A 15,975-nucleotide genomic window follows, 5' to 3' on the forward strand; every position below is an offset into this window, starting at 1 on the left:
TCAGAGTTTCGGCTTCTGGCGTCCCGCCGCATCAGCAATGCGGGAGATCTCGTTGAAGTCCGGGCCGGAAACCGGAATCGTGATGTCGAAGACCTCGGCAATCACCTGGGTCCAGCCATGCAGGAAATAGGTCCAGCCATCCTCGATCTGCAGCGCCTTTGCCGCGCGGGCGCGTTCGGCCTGCTGCAAGAAGACCAGATCGCCGCGATAATTCAGATCCCAGGCAATGGCTTTCTCGGGGAAAAGCGCCGCATCGGTCAGGGGTGATCCGGGCGCATCCTTGCCAAGCCCTGTCGCATTGACCACAACCGAGCCGGGCTTCAGCCCCGCCAGCAATGCGTCATTGCGCCCGGGCCGGTCGGCCAGTTCATAATCAAGCCGCGCATCGGTTTCGATCCCGGAATGCACCTTTGCAATCTCGTCAAGCCGGGGCTGCGAGCGGTTCGAGACAATGATCCGCGACGGCACATCCGCGCCCCGCGCCTTGTGCATCAGATGCCAGGTGATGGCGATGGTCGAGCCACCCGCGCCCAGCATCAGCAGCTCGGCCCCGGTCTTCGAAAAATGATCTGGCGGCAGGAAACCATCCAGGGCAAGCCCGGATGAGATGGGGTCCTTGGCATGGCAGCGCAGGCGCCCGCCCCGTTTCGAGATACAGCTCACTTCATGCATCAGCTGTGCATGGGGGTCGATCTCGTCAAAAAGATCGCGGCAGGCCGCAAAGAGGTCAAGCTTATGGGTTGTCACCAGTGCGCCAAGCGAAAGCGGGTCATCACGGATGAATTCCACCGCCTCGCGATATGCGGCGGGATCGGCATGGAGCGGGAAATCAATTCCTCTGATACAGGCATCCTTCAACCCGAGATGATCGGCCCAGGCCGGGAAGACCCGCATGATGGAAGAGGCGCCGGTGGTGACACCGATGAAGTAAAAGGTCGGGCGGGTTGCAGGCTCGTAGCGGCTCATTTCGGTTCCTCACGCAGTCTGGCAGCCATGGTGACGGCTTCGCGGGCCTTGCGGGTGATGGCCGCGAAATCGCCCTGGGAAATATCATCGCGGGTGGCGATCCAGGTTCCGCCCACGGCTGCGACGGCTGGCAGAGTCAGCCAGTCCCCCATTGTCGCAAGGCTGACACCGCCGGTCGGGATGAAACGGGGGACAGATGGGCGAAAGGCGCCGAAATCGCCGAAAGCATCGCAGCCCCGCCCGCCGCGCCTGCGGGGAAGAACTTGAAGAGGGAAAGCCCTTCCCCAAGCGCAAGGCTCAGCTCCGAAGGCGTCATCACGCCCGGGGCGAAGGGCAATCCGGCGCGCGCCGCTGCCGTCGTGATCGCCGGATCATAGCCCGGAGCAAGGCCGAAGCGCGCCCCGGCGGCCTGGGCGGCCTGAAGATTGGCCGCGGTCAGGATCGTGCCTGCGCCGGTGATCAGCTCGGGCCGTGCTTCGCTCAGTCTGGCGATCACATCCCCCGCCGCGCCGGTGCGGAACGTGATTTCCGCAACCGGCAGCCCGCCTTCCAGCAAGGCATCCGCAAGGGCCAGCGCCTGATCGGCCTGTTCTATGGCAATCACCGGCACGACGCCAAGCCGCGCGATATGGTCGAAAATCCCGCTTTGCATCCCCTGCCCTCTCAGATTGCCGTTGCCATGACCGCTGCAACCGCTTCCGGGCTGCGCGGGTTGTAGAGATCGTTTTCGCGCTGTTCCCAGCCGCCGTTCGCGCTGGCATGGATACGGCTGCGCATACCGCCTGCACGGGCGATGATCTCGTAATCCTGGCCGGAATCGGACGGGTAGCAGAAGAACATCACCAGCGGCGCGGCGCCGGTATTGACCGAGCGGTGGATCCAGAAAGGCGGCACATAGCAGACGGTCAGCGGCGAGACTTCAACGATGCGGATCTCGCCATCGGGCGATTCCAGAAGCATCAGGCCCTCGCCCGAAATCCCCTGATAGATCTCGGGGCGATTTCCGGCCCGATGAATATGCCCGCGGGTCATGAAGAACTCGTCGCCGATCATCCCGGGTTCCATATGCGTCATCCCGAAGATCAGATCGCCCGGGGCCTCCGTCGGGCGGAACTCCTCGACGGTATAGACAACACGGTCGCCCTCATGTGCCACCGCCCCGGCAAAGGCCGCCGTGTCGCGATAAAGCCCACCAAGATCGGCGAGCCGCTTTTCATACCGGCCTGTGCGATTGCCAAGCGTGCCTGTCTGCGGCCCGATCAGACAGGCCACGGGATCATAGAATTCCAAAATTTGCTCCTTCGTCGTCTCTCAGCGGATCGTGTAGCCGCCGTCGATCGCCAGATTGGCACCGCTGACCATCGCGGCCTGCGGGCTGGCGAGATAGAGGACCGCTTCGGCGACCTCTTCGGGTTTCGCAAAACGTCCGACCGGAATGGCGGCGCGGGTTTCGACACCCTTCTGGCCGCCCCAGCTCATCAGACCAAGCTCGGTTTCGGTCACGGTGGGCGAGAGCGCATTCACCGTGATGCCGCGCTTGCCCCATTCCAGCGCCATGCAGCGCGTCATGCCAAGAATGCCGGCCTTGCTGGTGCAATAGGCCACATGACCCTCGATGCCGATTGTCGCGGCCTGCGAGGACATGTTGACGATGCGCCCATATCCCTGTTCCAGCATTGGCGCCGCTGCGGCTTTAGCAAACAGAAACGCCGCGCGCAGATTGATCGACAGGGTCGCATCCCAGAGATCAAGCGGATAATCCTCCGCCGGGGCGAGCGGGCCGATGCCGACATTGTTGATCAGGATATCAAGACGCCCGAAAGCCTCCAGCGCCGCCTGAACGGCCCGGCTGCCGCAGTCATCCTCACGTACATCCAGCTGCAAGGCGCGGTGTCCGGCGCCAAGGCCGGCGGCGATTTCTGCAATTTTCTCATCCCGATCAACCAGCAGGAGCCTGGCGCCGCGTGCCGCAAACATCTGCGCAACGGCAAGGCCAATGCCTGCGGCCGCGCCGGTGATCAAAACCGGGCTGTTCTGAAAGCCGGTTTCAGGTGTGGGATTGATCTGCATCACAGAACCTCACGTGCAAAGGCATCCAGCGCGAAGATCGCATCGCGCAATGTTTCCACAGAAAGCGCAACCGGCGTCGCCCAGGTGCATTGGCCAGGCGCCAGCGCGGCCCCGGCAACGCGGGTGATTTCTTCGGTGGTGACCCCTTCAAGCCCCAGATCAGCAAGCGTCACCGGCAGGCCAAGGCTGCGGCAAAAGCGGATCATCGCCGTGATCTCTTCGGTGGCGCGGTTTTCCAGCATCAAAAGACACAACGTGCCGAAGGCCACCTTCTCGCCATGGAGAAGACCATGCGTCTGCGGCAGCACCGTCAGCCCGTCATGGATACCATGCGCCGCCGAACAGCCACAGTTTTCAAAGCCCAGGCCGCTCATCAGGATATTGGCTTCGATGATCTGCTCCAGCGCAGCAGTGATCCGGCCTGCCCGCGCCGCAGCAACCGCTTTCGGCGCCTCTCCCATCAGGATGTCATGACAGCGGCGCGCGACAGCGATGCCGACCTCGGTCGGGGGGAAACCGCCCGCGACATAGTTGCTCGTCCGGGATTCGATGTTCGAGCGGGCTTCGAACCAGGTCGAAAGCGCATCGCCGATGCCCGCGATCAGGAAGCGAACGGGCGCTGCAGCCACAATTTCGGTATCGACCAGCACAAGATCCGGATTGCGCGACAGGCGCAGGGATTCCTCAAAGACCCCGGCCTCGGAATAGCGCACCGCGACGGCGGAACAGGGGGCATCGGTCGAAGCGATGGTCGGCAGGATCACGATTCGGGCGCCGGTCTCAATCGCCGCAATTTTCGCAGTGTCGATGGCCTTGCCACCGCCCGCGCCAATCACTGTCGATGCGCCCGTCTCACGGACCTGCGCCACAATACGGGCAATCTCGGTCGCGGAACATTCGCCGCCGAAAGACAGGATCTGCAGACCCGGAATGCCCGCCACTGCGATCGAAATCCGATCGAACACCGCCCTGTCGATCAGCATCAGGCTTTTGCCGCCCCAGCCTGCGAGGACATCACCCAGTCGCGCAACCGCTCCTCTTTCCTGGATATATTTCCCAGGCCCCCCAAATGCGCGCGACATGCCATCCCCTTACGTGTGTCGATGTAGTCTCACTACTAATTACGTTGCAACGCTACATGTCAATAGCTTTATGACTTACTATTTTTCAACTTTTTACAGTTGACACATTTATTTATGTACTATTACTACTTATACAGCACAAGGCAGATGCCGCAGCCAGGGGCAGGAGACCTATGGCCGCAGGGCGGAGGAGATCATGGCCAATAACCTGCAGATGGTATCGATCAGCAAGCATTTCGGGGGCATCCGCGCGCTGTCGGATGTCACTTTCACGGCGAATGGCGGCGAAGTTCATGCGCTTCTGGGCGAGAATGGCGCCGGCAAATCCACGCTGATGCGCGTCTTGTCCGGCGACCACCAGCCCGACCGCGGCAGGGTGGTTCTCGATGGCGAATCCCTGTCTCTCGCCAGCCCCCGGGCGGCGCGCGACCATGGAATCGCGGTGATCTATCAGGAGTTCGCGCTCTGCCCGCATATGAGTGTGGCCGAGAACATCTTCATCGACGATCCGGGTTTCGGGCGCAGTATCATCAACTGGAAGGCTTTGTATTCCCGCGCCTCCGAACTGGTCGCGAGCCTTGGCCTCGCAAAGCTGGATGTGCGCCGCCCCGTTTCGGATCTTTCGGTAGCAGAGCAACAGATCGTCGAGATCTGCAAAGCGCTGCGCCGCAAATCCCGGGTGATCGTATTTGACGAGCCGTCGGCAGTGCTGACAGAGCGCGAAACCCGCCAGCTTTTCGACCTGATCCGCCGCCTTCGGGCGGAAGGTGTCTGCGTGATCTACATCTCGCACCGGCTGGAAGAGATTTTCGAGATCTGCGACCGCGCCACGATCATGAAAGACGGCACCTATGTCGATACCGTGAATATCGCGGATATCGACCAGGGTCAGCTGGTCGCTATGATGGTCGGGCGCGAACTGACCCATATTTTCCCGCCGCGTCATGCCGTCATCGGCGCCCCGGTGCTGGAGGTGGACAATCTCAGACTGCCCGAACTGGTCGGGGATGTCAGTTTCTCGGTGCGCGCTGGCGAGGTTCTTGGCTTTTACGGCCTGATCGGCGCGGGGCGGACCGAGGTGATGCGGGCGATTTTCGGCGCAGACCGCGCGGTATCGGGCGAGATCCGGCTAAAGGGGGCGCCCGTCCACAATACCAGCCCGGGCAAGGGCGTTGATAACGGCTTCGGCATGGTCCCCGAGGATCGCAAGGGTCAGGGTGTTCTGCTCGATCTGTCGATTGCGACAAACATCATGCTGCGGCGGCGCAACGGAACTGCCCGCATGGCAGGGATCCTCAATTCCGGCGCCGAGCGTGATCAGGTCAACAGGCTGATCTCTGCGTTACGGATCAAGACGCCCTCCGGCACGCCGGAGGTCTCGACCCTGTCGGGTGGCAACCAGCAAAAGGTCGCGCTGGCAAAATGGCTGGCGACGGATCTTGAGGTGCTCATTCTTGACGAGCCGACACGCGGCGTCGATGTCGGGGCGAAATCGGAAATCTATCAGATCATCAATGAGGTGGCCGAGCGCGGCCTTGCGGTGATCGTCGTCTCCTCCGACCTGCCGGAACTGATTGGCATCGCCGACCGCATCATCGTGATGCGCTCGGGTGCGATCAAAGGCGAGCTGTCGGGAGAGGATATGAACGAAAAGGCGCTGATCGCGCTGGCGATGGGAGTGAAAGAATGACGCGAACCGCAGCCTCGTCCGGATCAGGACAGATCACCGGCTTTCTGGTGCGCAACAGCTCTGTTGTCATGCTGGTCCTTCTCATCATCGCCTCCGCGATCCTGTCGGATGCCTTCCTGTCGCGGGGCAATATTTTCAACCTGCTGCGTCAGCTGACTCCGCTTTTGCTGATCAGCATCGGGATGCTGCTGGTCATCAATACCGGCGGCATCGACCTTTCGGTGGGCGCAATCGCGGCGGCCGGCGGCCTCGCGGTCGCGATCCTGATCCCACAGCTGCCCTTTGACGGCACTCCCGCCGTGCTTACGGGCGTTATTGCCATGCTGGTCTTCGGCGGGCTGCTTGGGGCGTTCAATGGGGCACTCGTGGCATGGTTCCAGCTGGCACCGTTTGTTGTGACGCTGGCGATGATGACCATCGCACGCGGCATGACCTATATGATGTCGAACGGTCAGCCGGTACGCCTGCCCTATGAGCTGGAGGCAACCGCGATTTTCGATGCTTTCGGCAGCGGCGGGCTGCCCTGGCTCCGGCTGCCCTGGCCGGTCGTGTTGTCGATCCTGGTGATCGCCGGCTTCTGGTTCCTGATGCAGCGCATGGTGTTCGGTCGCATGGTGATCGCGACCGGCAGCAATGAGACGGCGGTGCGTCTCGCCGGCATCCCGCATCGTCGCTATATATTCGCAGTTTACGTGATCAGCGGCGCCCTGGCGGCCCTGGCCGGGATCGTCGTCACCTCGCGCACCGGGGTCGGAACGCCAGTGGCCGGTCTGGGCTTTGAGCTGGATGCGATTGCGGCCTGCGTGATCGGCGGCGCCCGGCTCTCGGGTGGTAAGGGCACGGTGATCAATACGGTGATCGGCGTCCTCGTGCTTGGCCTTATCGGCAATATCATGAACCTGATGAGCGTGCCGTCCTACCCGCAGCAGATCATCAAAGGCCTGATTATCGTCGCGGCCGTAATGCTGCAACGTTTTGGCCGCGACCGGGCCTGACCCCTTTTCCAGGCGCCCGCGCCGTCTTTCAGAACCAAAACCACCTCCGGGCGCGATCTCGCGCCGGGACGAGGACCTTACATTCATCACAGGGAGGAACCAGATGAAATCCGTGAACACCAGACTGGCCATTTTGCTGGCAAGCGCCATCGCAATTCCCGCAGGAATTGCCTCGGCTCAGGACGCCGACAAGCCTGAGATCTACAAGCTGATGCCCGACACCGCGCTGTCCGGCCTTGTCGACCCCTATATGCCCGACCGCACCGATATCGACAAAGCCTGGCCGAAAACGCCCGCTGATCCGGGTAAGATCCAGGTCGGCTGGACCGAGATCACCATGGGCGGGCCGTTTTTCGTAGAACTGATCAAGGGCGCACAAAAGACCGCGGATGCCAGCAATATCGTGCTTGATGTGCAGGTGGCTGACGGCGATCTGCAACGTCAATGTGGTCATATCGACACGTTCATCACCCAGGGCAAGGATCTGATTGTCATCGATCCGACCGATACGCTGGGGGTCGCCTCCTGTATCAACCGGGCGGTGGATGCGGGCATCCCGGTGCTTGCCATCGGCACCGTGCCCTCGGACCGCGCGCGCATCCTGACCACGATCACGCCGAACCCCTATGAAAACGGCTTCCGCACCGGCGAATATGTCGGCCAGAATGCGGGGACCGATCTGATTGTTGCAGCGCTCATCGTTGGCGTGGTCGGCAATTCCACCTCCGAAAGCCGCCTCAACGGCATGGTATCCGGCATGGTCTGGCAGCGCATTCAGGATCTTGGCCTGGACATCTCTCGTGAAGATGCCATGCTGCGTGGCTACAACCTCTTCCAGCAGGCGAAGAAATCGGGCGGTTTCAACGATGAGGAGCTGAAGTTCCAGGTCGTCGCAATGGGCGAGGGCAACTGGACCGAGGAAGGCGGGCTTGCCGCGGCCGAGGATATTCTGACGGCGCATGGCAGCAAACTGACCCATATCCTTGCTGACAATGACTGGATGGGCATCGGATCGCTGCGGGCGCTGCGCAATACCGGCATCGAGACGATCAAAGTTGCCACCTCTGCCGATGGCGCACGTATTGCCCTGGAAGAGATCAAAAAGGGCAACCTTCTGGTGACCGGGACCTTCTCGGGCGAGCAGACCGGCGTCTCCGCAGTGGCCTTTATCGATCAGATCTTCAACAAAGGGTTTGACGCGCAAAACCTGCCGCTGGGCACCTATTTCCCGGCCTATGCCATCACTCCGGAAAATGTTGACGACTTCATCGACCCGAACCCGGAAAACCAGTTCTATAAATACGAGGTTTCTCCGGTCCTCAATATCGGTGAGATCCGCGCCGCCGCCGGCGTGAACTGATCTGCCCTGATCCGAATGAGGGGGCCCTTGGCCCCCTCAGACTTTGCGCTCCGGTCTTCTGGCCATTTGCTCTGCGCCAGGGGCAACCCTTCCCTTCAGCATGAGGCCCGTGAATGCCCTCCCATATTTCCAAGCCCCTCGTCATGATCACTGGCGCCAGCGCCGGGATCGGGTCAGAAATCGCCCGCACCTTTGCCGCCGCCGGATATCCTTTGCTGCTCCTGGCGCGGCGGCGCGAAAAGCTCCTGGACCTCGGCCTTGCCAATGCCGTCTGCTGCGAGGCGGATGTGCGGGACCGGGACAGCATCCGCGCGGCCATAGCCGAAGGCGAGGCGCAGTCCGGCCCGGTCGATGTGCTGATCAACAATGCCGGGATCTCGCGTCTGGCACGGCTTGATGATCAGGATCCGGAAGACTGGCGCGATCTGATCGACATCAATGTGACCGGCGTTCTGAACTGCATGCATGCGGTGCTGCCTGGAATGAAGGCCCGCCGTCATGGAACCATTGTCAATATGTCGTCGATTGCCGGACGCAAGGTCTATCCTTTCCACGATGTCTATGGCGGCACCAAGCATTTCGTTCACGCCGTCAGCGACGGGGTGCGGGGCGCATCGGCAGAGTTCAACGTGCGCGTGATGACGGTTTCGCCGGGCATCACCAAATCCGAGATCGACAAAACCATCACCGATCCCGCAGCCTATGCGGTCTGGTCCGCTGACCGCGACCGGATGGAGGGGGGATCGACGCAACTCATGTGGCCTCGGCGATCCTCTTCGCCTGCCAGTTGCCGCAATCGGTAAATCTTCAGGAACTGACGATTACCGCGACCGCCCAGGCCTATTGAGGCACCCCGCTCACCTGCAAAGAAAGCCCTGACGAGCGGTCGTTTTCGCGGCTCTGGCACGTCCTGCGCCTGATCCGCTCGCGCCTGAGCAGGTTGAAGAAGGGCTCGGCGACTGCGTTGTCGTGGCAGTTTCCACAGGGGTCCCTGGAAGGATCGGGATTGTGGGCGCGTGAGATAACACCGCCCGGTCCATGCTGGTAAACTGGCTGCCCTGATCCCTATGGACCACCACCTTCGCCTTTGGCTTGCCCCGCCAGCTGGCCATGATCTAGGCTTGCAGGATGACCTCTGGTTTACATGGACCAGGCGCGCACGCGCGGGAACCCGACGTCCTTTTTCGTGTCTCCTGCCGCCGCCTTCACGTATTGGCGCTTTCGGGCACAGAGCGAGCGCTTGCTCACGCCAGGCCGGGCCAAAACGTCGCCGACCGGATTGCGCCGCGCGGTTGTCTGCGCGACCGCATCGCGCCCTAATCCGTCAGTGAAATTGCCTGTGCCCATCATGGCCTCTTTGCCTCAAAATCAGCAAAGAAGGCATGCAGGAAACATGGGACTGTTCATCAGCCCGCCGACAAGCCCGCCGGTCAGGCCTTTCGATTGGGCAATTATGCGATCCCCCGCTGAGGCGTCCCTTCCTTGGCCGGCCCGGTCGCTCACAGGCGGAACCTTAATACCCACGGCGCTGACAGCACTGGCTTCCGAAGTTACGGGATCTGGCATTCCTTCGGAGCCAGGGTCCAGCTCAGGTTAAAGCGCATGACATAAAGGGGTGGCCCTGGATAAGTTCAGGACCACCGCCGGGTACCGGTTCTGTCAGGCGGCAGCGACAGGCCTCAGCTCTCGACCGCGCCGATTTGCCAGACATAGACCGGCTCGGTGCCATTGACCGCGTGATCACCGAGGATGCGCTCTTTGTAGATCAACGGGTTATGGTTCGCGGCCGTCCGGGCATTGCGCCAGTAGCGGTCCAGTCCGAGCGCCGTATCCGCCGCCGAGGCGCTCAGCGCGTTGAAGAGGTCGCTGGTTGCGCGCAGCGCGAGGTCCGCCGCCGCAACCTGAGCTTCGGCCGAGGCCAGTTCCGCCGCGATATTGGCGGCGTCATCGGCGGCTTTGTCTCCCGCTTGCGAGGTCTCATAGGCGCGATCGGCTGCACGGGCGGCCTCGATGGTGGCGGCGCGGGCGGCAAAAGCAAAAGCACGCGCGCGGCCCACGACCTGCAGGACCTGCGGGTCCTCGCGGACCACCGAGCCCGAGCCATGTGAGAAGGCGCGTTTGCGGGCGGCGACCTTACCCGCGACATCCTGCACCGCCGCCAGCGCCGCCCCGGACAGCACCGCGTCCAGCACCAGCTGATAATAGGCGGTCTGATAGCGGAAACGGGTTTCGAACGGCACCAACCCCTCGGCTTCCAGCGCTGCCCCTTTGAACGTGGTGGTGCCGGTCCCGGTCAGCTTCTGGCCAAAGCCGGTCCAGTCATCCAGCCGGTCGATCCCCGGCTGATCGGCGCGCAGAATCGCCACCACCGGCGCCCCATTGTCTGAACGCACCGCATAAGTGTCGATCCAGTCTGCAAAAATCGTACCTGTCGAATAGTATTTCTCGCCATCGACGCGAAAGCCCTCCCCCTCGGGTGTGACTTTGGTGAAGGTCTCTCCCAGCTTCACCTTGCCAATTTCGGACCAGGCATTGCCGGCGATCTCTCCCTTGCCAAAGCGGCGCAGCCAGACCTCTCCTTCGGCGCGCGGCGCCACCAGCCGGTCCTCGACCAGCGCAAAATGGCCGCGCAGCGCCTGGACGATATTGGTATCCGCCGCAGCAAGGTCGATCAGCAGATCAAAGAACTGCTCAAGGCTCGCGCCAGAACCTCCGAATTCGACGGGCACCCGCAGCGCGGTGAACCCGGCCTCTTTCAGCCATTTGATCTCCTCAAACGGCAATTTCCGCTCGCGTTCACGCTGGTTGGCGCCCTCACGGATGCGTTCGAACAGGGGCGCGAACCGGGCCTTGAGCGCGGCCAGATCGGGAAGCGTCGCGGGCTGAAAGCTGGTTTCTTGTATCGTCATTTTAGGGGACTCCGGTTGCAACAGCCCGCCCTGCCCGGCGCAGTGGCGCCGGGGGCAACATGGCTGGTCGATGGGCTTATCGGCAGGCGCCGCGTTATTCGGCGGCGAGGGTTTGTTTTTTGCGGGCTTCGATGGCGCGGACGCGGGGGAGGACGTGTTTTCCGAAATACTCAACCTCTTCCTGGAAATGCAGGAAGCCGAGAAGGATGAGGTCGGCGCCGGCCTCTTTCAGGCCGATTATGCGTTCGGCGACCTGGTCGGGCGTGCCGATCAGGTTCGAGCGGAAGCCGTCATTATACTGCACGAGGTCCTCGAAGGAGGATTTCGCCCAGTTGCCCTCGCCCTCGGGCTGGCGCGACCGGCATTGACCACCTGTCCGGCAAAGCCCTGGACGGCTTCGGGATTGGCCTTCGCGATGATCTCGCGCAGCACCGCCTGCGCCTCGGCTTCGGTCTCGCGCACGATGGCGAAAGCGTTGATGCCGACCTTCACCTTATGCCCGTTGGCCGCCGCCTTCGCGCGGATGTCTTCGACCTGGGCGCCGAGCCCTTCCGGCGTATTGCCATTGGTGAAATACCAGTCCGAGACCCGTGCCGCCATGTCGCGCGCCGCCCGTGACGAGCCGCCCTGGAAGATTTCCGGTTGCGGATCAACGGGTTTGGGCTTCAGGCTATAGTCGTTGAAGCGGTAGAAATCGCCCCGGAAGGTGAAGCTTTCCTCAGACCAGATGCCGCGCAGCGCCCGGATGAATTCCTCGGACCGGCGGTAGCGCTCGTCATGATCCAGCCAGGGCTCGCCGATCGCCGCGAATTCGCCCCGGAACCAGCCCGAGACCACATTGACCGCGATCCGCCCGCCCGAGAGATGGCTGATCGTGGCGATTTGTTTCGCCGCCAGCGCCGGGTTCCAGGGGCCGGGCAAAAGCGCCGCGATCACCTTCAGCCGTTCGGTATGGGCCAGCAGATCCTGGCTGAACGAGACGGATTCATGTTGGTTTTCAGCGCCGTAGCCCGCAGTAAAACGGATCTGGCTCAGCGCATAGTCAAAGCCCGCTGCCTCGGCGATCTGCGCCAGTTTGCGGTTATAGTCCGGCGTCCAGCTGGTGCGCTGTTCGATATCCGAGATCACGAGGCCGCCCGAGACATTGGGCACCCAATAGGCGAATTTGACGGGATCGGAGGTCATGTGCAGCCCCTGTGAAACGGGTTATCCGGCGAGACGGGTTTTTCGGCGGCGGCTTATTCTGCCGCAGCACGGATCCGCGCGGCGCCGGGGAAAATCGTAGTGAATTCGTCAATGGCCCGGGCGAGCCGGTTCAGCGCCGGGTCCGACACCAGCCGTCCCTCGCTGAAATCGCGGTCCGAGACATGCACGGCGGTCGAGAGCACGCGGGCCTCGAAAAAGGCGAAAAGCGGCCGCAGCTGATGTTCCACCGCCAGCGCATGTTTCTCGCCCCCGCCGGTCGCGGCGATCAGCACTGGCTTGCGCAGCAGCGCGGAAGGGTCGATCAGGTCGATCAGGTGTTTGAAAAGCCCGGGATAAGAGCCCTTATAGATCGGCGTCGCGACGATCAGCGCATCGGCATTCAAAAGCGTATCGAGATTGTGCCGCGCCTTGGGGCTGAGGTCATCGGCGCGCCGCGCCCGGCCCAGATCCTCGCCGAAATCGGCGATGTCGAACAGGGTTGTGCGCGAATGCAACCCGGCCCCGGCCAGATCCAGCGCCTGCCCGACCAGCGCACGCGTCTTCGACGGCGCGGTGACATTCCCCGCAAGACCCACGATATGAAGTTCGGACATACAGCTTTCCTCAATCCCGACAAGTGCCGTCGTGATAAAGCCCCAATGCCGCACCACGCCATTCCAAATTCAGACAAACCGCAGTGAGTTTCTTTCGTGGGCCTCTGTGCGGATCTCTTGCCAGTAACTGCGGAGCGCGCGGGAACAGAGAAGTTGTTTTCCCAGGGCCGGCATTTGCAGCAGATTGTCACTGTCCCATCATGGTTCCGTGGGCAGGATCGGCTGCAAAGAGGGGAAGAATAATATTCGTCGCATCGCGGCATGCCGGCGCAGGAATCGACGCGGCTTCGCCAGCACTTCCGGTATTTCCCGGGCGCGGTGCACCCCGGTGCGCGGCTCAACGTCACCACCCGCTCCGGTGCGCTTCGGGACGGACGTCAGATTGCCGAAGGTGATTCCAATCATCGCCAAGCACAGGAAGTCCGCGACACCCGCAAGCATCGGAATGCCAGTCCAGGGCTGATGGCCGTCCCAAAGCGGAAAAAGAGGATTGTCGGGTCGCAGGCCAGTGCCAGGCCGCATCAGCAGCAGCACCATCCCGGCTGTAAAGATGTCCGGTCTGACGCACGCTAATACGGTGGCGCCCCTTTCTTCGCGCCTTAAACTGCGCAGGGTGCCACGGATCAGGATGGCGAGGCGATGCTCCGGGAGCCGTTTGCCATCGGGCCTCCGAAGGTCAGCGGCGGCGCCATGCGGTTCTGCCCCTCTAAGGGACGGGTTTTCACTGGCCTTCACTATAGATCTGCCGACGCTCATCACGTCACGGATTCTGACGGCGATCTTCGTATTCGGCGCAAGCTCGTGAGCGCGATGTGCACAGCCTTGTGTGTTCGGCGCCCGCCCTTCGGCATAGCTGCCTTCCCCGTCGCTTTTCACTGTCGCGGACCGGATCGTCAGGACATGATCAGCACGGCTCTGCGAGGGGGAGCATCCCGCGCCTGAGACAAAACGTTTCATTATCTTGCTGCGGGGGGCCGCTCAGACGGGGCCAGATCTGATCGGGTCAGTTCAAAAGCGAGGACAAGAGTCCGATCACCGCGACGGCGCGAAGGGCCTGGATGTCCGCCATCACCAGGCGGTCTGCGTCAACACGATACTCCTGTCCCCTCGGCGGCGGCTGAATATGGCTGGACGAGGCCGCCGTAAGGGCTCGGCGCCGTCCTGCGCCAAGACGGTACACTGGGCCTGATCCGTCGGGGAGGCAGTGCGGGCTGGATTCTGCGCGAAAGAAGGCAAGGATGCGAGAGCAATGGCGGCGGCGCTGGCAAGAGCCATCAGACGCGGCGGCAGTTCTGGTTCTTCGTTCTGCGGGCGATTTGCTGTCGGAGTGTCGGAGTGTCGGAGTGTCGGTGCGCGCGAGGCGTGGAGGCGGCTGGTCGGTCTCGACAAAGGCGATCAGTGCATCGGTGTAGCTTCGCCAGACCGGTGCCTGTTCCGGTGTGATGCCGATACAGGTCTCGAGACAGGCAAGGCGTTGTGCGAGGATCAGGCCAGCCGCCATCGCGGTGACTCTGATCACGTCCGTTATGGCCGTGACCCATCGGACCATATCCTTGCGGGCCGTTGCGGTGGTCCCACGCGCCGGCGGATGGCGGGCTGTGCATTTCCGCGACGGCGGGCCCATTGCGCCCGAAACGCTGGCGGCGGCCGGCAGATTGCTCATGATGGACAGTTTCATCGCATCTCTCCTTTCGTGGCTGGTGATGCGATGAAGCTGAGCGCTGGCTGTATCCGGCCCCGGTTCCGGGCGTTACGACCTGTTTCCGCGAGGACGATTTTTGTAACGGAATGGTGCCAGATGCGGGTGGGAAACCTTTCGTTACATTTTCCTCCCCCGGAAGGGTCCAGAACCAGCTTTAAACGGGTTGAGGCGCAGTCCTGGCGCCCGCTATTTGTGCCTTTTTGCTCAACAGGCCCCTTTGATCCCTGTCGTCGATGACGATGCGGAAATCAGGACGCTGTTGGCGCGGCACCTCCCGGGCAAGGTATGTCTGGCGCAAACCGCCGCCACCCGGCGCGAGACCGAGGCGCGGCGGATCGCGCCGCGCCTGGATCTGGTGATGCGGGACATGATGCTGCCCGACGCGCCGGGCCTGGAGATCGGCGCGGATGACTATCTCGGGAACCCCTTCATCCCGCGCGACCTCGTCGCGCGGATCCGTTCGGTCTTGCGGCGCGCGGATCCTGATATCCCGGCGCCCCCTTACACAGGTAAGGCACGCAACTGATATCAGATTTCGGGCTTTGCAATTGATGTCGAAAGGCGCCGCGTGCTGGCGCCCGACTGCTGTGAAATTTGCCTTACCGGCGCGGGACTCGACCTTTTGCGGGTATTTCTGAAGCGTACGAGCGGGCTTTTGTCACGCGATCAGCTCCTCGATCTGGCCCAGGGGCGCAACCTTGATCCCTTTGACCGCTCGATTGACGTGTTGATGAGCCGGCTGCGGCGCAAGCTGGGCGAAAAGCCCGCCGAGCCGGTGTTCCGCCCGGTCAGAAACGGCGCCGTCACCTCGCTCAACGCCGTATCACTGCGCTGGTGATCGTGGCCATCCTGGCGCGGGTCGGGCTGGCCACGCTTGCCGCCAGCCGTGCGCATCCGCTGCCCGATCCTCGGCATCTGGATTGCGATGATCGTGACGGGGTCGGTCGCGGTTTTCTGGTATACCGCCCGCCGCATCCGCCGCCCAATCGGGCAGAGGGAGGATTCCGCCGGCCGGGTCGGCACCGATGCCTCTCTGCCGCTGGTGCCCGACGCCGGGCCGGCGGAGATGCGCGCGACGACCCCGGCATTCAACCAGGTCTTATCCCGGCTGGCTCGCACGTGAAGAGGCCGGCGGCGATCTGGCGGGAACGGTGCCGGTCACAGCCAGGCCGCCGGCGTTGAAACGGGCGCCGCGCAACCGGAAGAACAATGCGGCGACCGATGGCGGCAGCGGTACTATCAGTCTCAGGCCCGGGGGCGATGGCGGTGGTCATCCTCCAGAATCACGGGCCAGACATACCCGAATCGCAGACCGGTAGAGTGTCTGATCCGTCTTCTGCGGCCATCCGGGGCGGCAGAAAGTGCAGCCAGGCTGCGGGCTCGGGCTTGCCAGCGCGCGCGA

20 protein-coding genes and 1 pseudogene are annotated in these 15,975 nt (G+C 62.6%); 7 read left to right on the forward strand and 14 right to left on the reverse strand.

Features of this window, described 5'->3' with window-relative positions; translation table 11 throughout:
* The 6 genes from QNO18_RS17755 to QNO18_RS17780 are packed head-to-tail and all read right to left on the reverse strand — an operon-like array spanning position 1 to position 4,118.
* Positions 1–966: a shikimate dehydrogenase gene (locus QNO18_RS17755; RefSeq protein ID WP_283178890.1), complete on the reverse strand. Its 966-nt coding sequence runs from the start codon at positions 964–966 to the stop codon at positions 1–3.
* On the reverse strand, positions 963–1,118 hold the full coding sequence (locus QNO18_RS17760) for a hypothetical protein (protein ID WP_283178891.1): 156 nt from the start codon (positions 1,116–1,118) through the stop codon (positions 963–965). The genes QNO18_RS17755 and QNO18_RS17760 overlap by 4 nt, the downstream gene beginning before the upstream one ends.
* A complete protein-coding gene (eda, locus tag QNO18_RS17765) occupies positions 1,103–1,618 on the reverse strand; it encodes a bifunctional 4-hydroxy-2-oxoglutarate aldolase/2-dehydro-3-deoxy-phosphogluconate aldolase (protein ID WP_283178892.1) in 516 nt (171 codons plus the stop codon). The genes QNO18_RS17760 and eda overlap by 16 nt, the downstream gene beginning before the upstream one ends.
* Before the next feature lie 11 nt (positions 1,619–1,629).
* On the reverse strand, positions 1,630–2,256 hold the full coding sequence (locus QNO18_RS17770) for a glucose-6-phosphate isomerase (protein WP_283178893.1): 627 nt from the start codon (positions 2,254–2,256) through the stop codon (positions 1,630–1,632).
* Positions 2,257–2,277: 21 nt separating this feature from the next.
* On the reverse strand, positions 2,278–3,036 hold the full coding sequence (locus QNO18_RS17775) for a GolD/DthD family dehydrogenase (RefSeq protein WP_283178894.1): 759 nt from the start codon (positions 3,034–3,036) through the stop codon (positions 2,278–2,280).
* Complete coding sequence (locus QNO18_RS17780; RefSeq protein WP_283178895.1) at positions 3,036–4,118, reverse strand: glycerol dehydrogenase; 1,083 nt, start codon at positions 4,116–4,118, stop codon at positions 3,036–3,038. The genes QNO18_RS17775 and QNO18_RS17780 overlap by 1 nt, the downstream gene beginning before the upstream one ends.
* A gap of 196 nt (positions 4,119–4,314) precedes the next feature.
* On the opposite strand from QNO18_RS17780, the gene QNO18_RS17785 reads away from it, so the two are divergent.
* The 4 genes from QNO18_RS17785 to QNO18_RS17800 all read left to right on the forward strand — a co-directional run bounded on the left by QNO18_RS17785 (position 4,315) and on the right by QNO18_RS17800 (position 8,966).
* A complete protein-coding gene (locus QNO18_RS17785) occupies positions 4,315–5,808 on the forward strand; it encodes a sugar ABC transporter ATP-binding protein (protein ID WP_283178896.1) in 1,494 nt (497 codons plus the stop codon).
* Complete coding sequence (locus tag QNO18_RS17790) at positions 5,805–6,803, forward strand: ABC transporter permease (protein ID WP_283178897.1); 999 nt, start codon at positions 5,805–5,807, stop codon at positions 6,801–6,803. Before QNO18_RS17785 ends, QNO18_RS17790 begins: the two co-directional genes overlap by 4 nt.
* Positions 6,804–6,906: 103 nt before the next feature.
* Positions 6,907–8,163: a sugar ABC transporter substrate-binding protein gene (locus QNO18_RS17795; protein ID WP_283178898.1), complete on the forward strand. Its 1,257-nt coding sequence runs from the start codon at positions 6,907–6,909 to the stop codon at positions 8,161–8,163.
* A 113-nt stretch (positions 8,164–8,276) separates the two neighbouring features.
* Entirely contained in the window at positions 8,277–8,966 is a 690-nt protein-coding gene (locus QNO18_RS17800; RefSeq protein ID WP_283178899.1) for an SDR family oxidoreductase, read from the forward strand.
* An 88-nt stretch (positions 8,967–9,054) separates the two neighbouring features.
* On the opposite strand, the pseudogene QNO18_RS17805 reads toward QNO18_RS17800, so the two are convergent.
* The 8 genes and pseudogenes from QNO18_RS17805 to QNO18_RS17840 all read right to left on the reverse strand — a co-directional run.
* Positions 9,055–9,299, reverse strand: a pseudogene (locus QNO18_RS17805) (IS3 family transposase); the annotation flags it as partial.
* A gap of 4 nt (positions 9,300–9,303) precedes the next feature.
* Entirely contained in the window at positions 9,304–9,510 is a 207-nt protein-coding gene (locus QNO18_RS17810; protein ID WP_283178900.1) for a hypothetical protein, read from the reverse strand.
* A gap of 332 nt (positions 9,511–9,842) precedes the next feature.
* Positions 9,843–11,072, reverse strand: a complete 1,230-nt coding sequence (locus tag QNO18_RS17815) for an acyl-CoA dehydrogenase family protein (protein ID WP_283178901.1) — start codon at positions 11,070–11,072, stop codon at positions 9,843–9,845.
* 94 nt (positions 11,073–11,166) lie between these two features.
* Positions 11,167–11,376 carry a hypothetical protein gene (locus QNO18_RS17820; protein WP_283178902.1) on the reverse strand — a complete coding sequence of 70 codons (210 nt, stop codon included), beginning with the start codon at positions 11,374–11,376 and terminating at the stop codon, positions 11,167–11,169.
* Complete coding sequence (gene sfnG, locus QNO18_RS17825) at positions 11,343–12,257, reverse strand: dimethylsulfone monooxygenase SfnG (protein WP_283178903.1); 915 nt, start codon at positions 12,255–12,257, stop codon at positions 11,343–11,345. The genes QNO18_RS17820 and sfnG overlap by 34 nt, the downstream gene beginning before the upstream one ends.
* A 53-nt stretch (positions 12,258–12,310) precedes the next feature.
* Positions 12,311–12,871, reverse strand: a complete 561-nt coding sequence (locus QNO18_RS17830) for an NAD(P)H-dependent oxidoreductase (RefSeq protein ID WP_283178904.1) — start codon at positions 12,869–12,871, stop codon at positions 12,311–12,313.
* A 198-nt stretch (positions 12,872–13,069) separates the two neighbouring features.
* Positions 13,070–13,828, reverse strand: coding sequence for a hypothetical protein (locus QNO18_RS17835; protein WP_283178905.1), 759 nt, complete (start codon positions 13,826–13,828; stop codon positions 13,070–13,072).
* A gap of 46 nt (positions 13,829–13,874) precedes the next feature.
* The gene (locus QNO18_RS17840) at positions 13,875–14,549 is read right to left on the reverse strand and encodes a hypothetical protein (RefSeq protein WP_283178906.1); all 675 of its coding nucleotides are present in this window, start codon (positions 14,547–14,549) and stop codon (positions 13,875–13,877) included.
* Between the two features lie 241 nt (positions 14,550–14,790).
* On the opposite strand from QNO18_RS17840, the gene QNO18_RS17845 reads away from it, so the two are divergent.
* From QNO18_RS17845 to QNO18_RS17855, 3 genes are read left to right on the forward strand one after another with little or no spacing between them, the layout of a single operon-like run.
* The gene (locus QNO18_RS17845) at positions 14,791–15,099 is read left to right on the forward strand and encodes a hypothetical protein (protein WP_283178907.1); all 309 of its coding nucleotides are present in this window, start codon (positions 14,791–14,793) and stop codon (positions 15,097–15,099) included.
* 42 nt (positions 15,100–15,141) lie between these two features.
* On the forward strand, positions 15,142–15,411 hold the full coding sequence (locus tag QNO18_RS17850) for a winged helix-turn-helix domain-containing protein (RefSeq protein ID WP_283178908.1): 270 nt from the start codon (positions 15,142–15,144) through the stop codon (positions 15,409–15,411).
* Positions 15,412–15,447: 36 nt separating this feature from the next.
* Positions 15,448–15,696 (forward strand): hypothetical protein, encoded by a 249-nt coding sequence (locus QNO18_RS17855; RefSeq protein ID WP_283178909.1) that lies wholly within the window; start codon positions 15,448–15,450, stop codon positions 15,694–15,696.
* The last annotated feature ends 279 nt before the right edge of the window (positions 15,697–15,975 follow it).

Origin of the sequence: Gemmobacter sp. 24YEA27, assembly GCF_030052995.1 — a bacterium.
Lineage (GTDB): Bacteria > Pseudomonadota > Alphaproteobacteria > Rhodobacterales > Rhodobacteraceae > Pseudogemmobacter.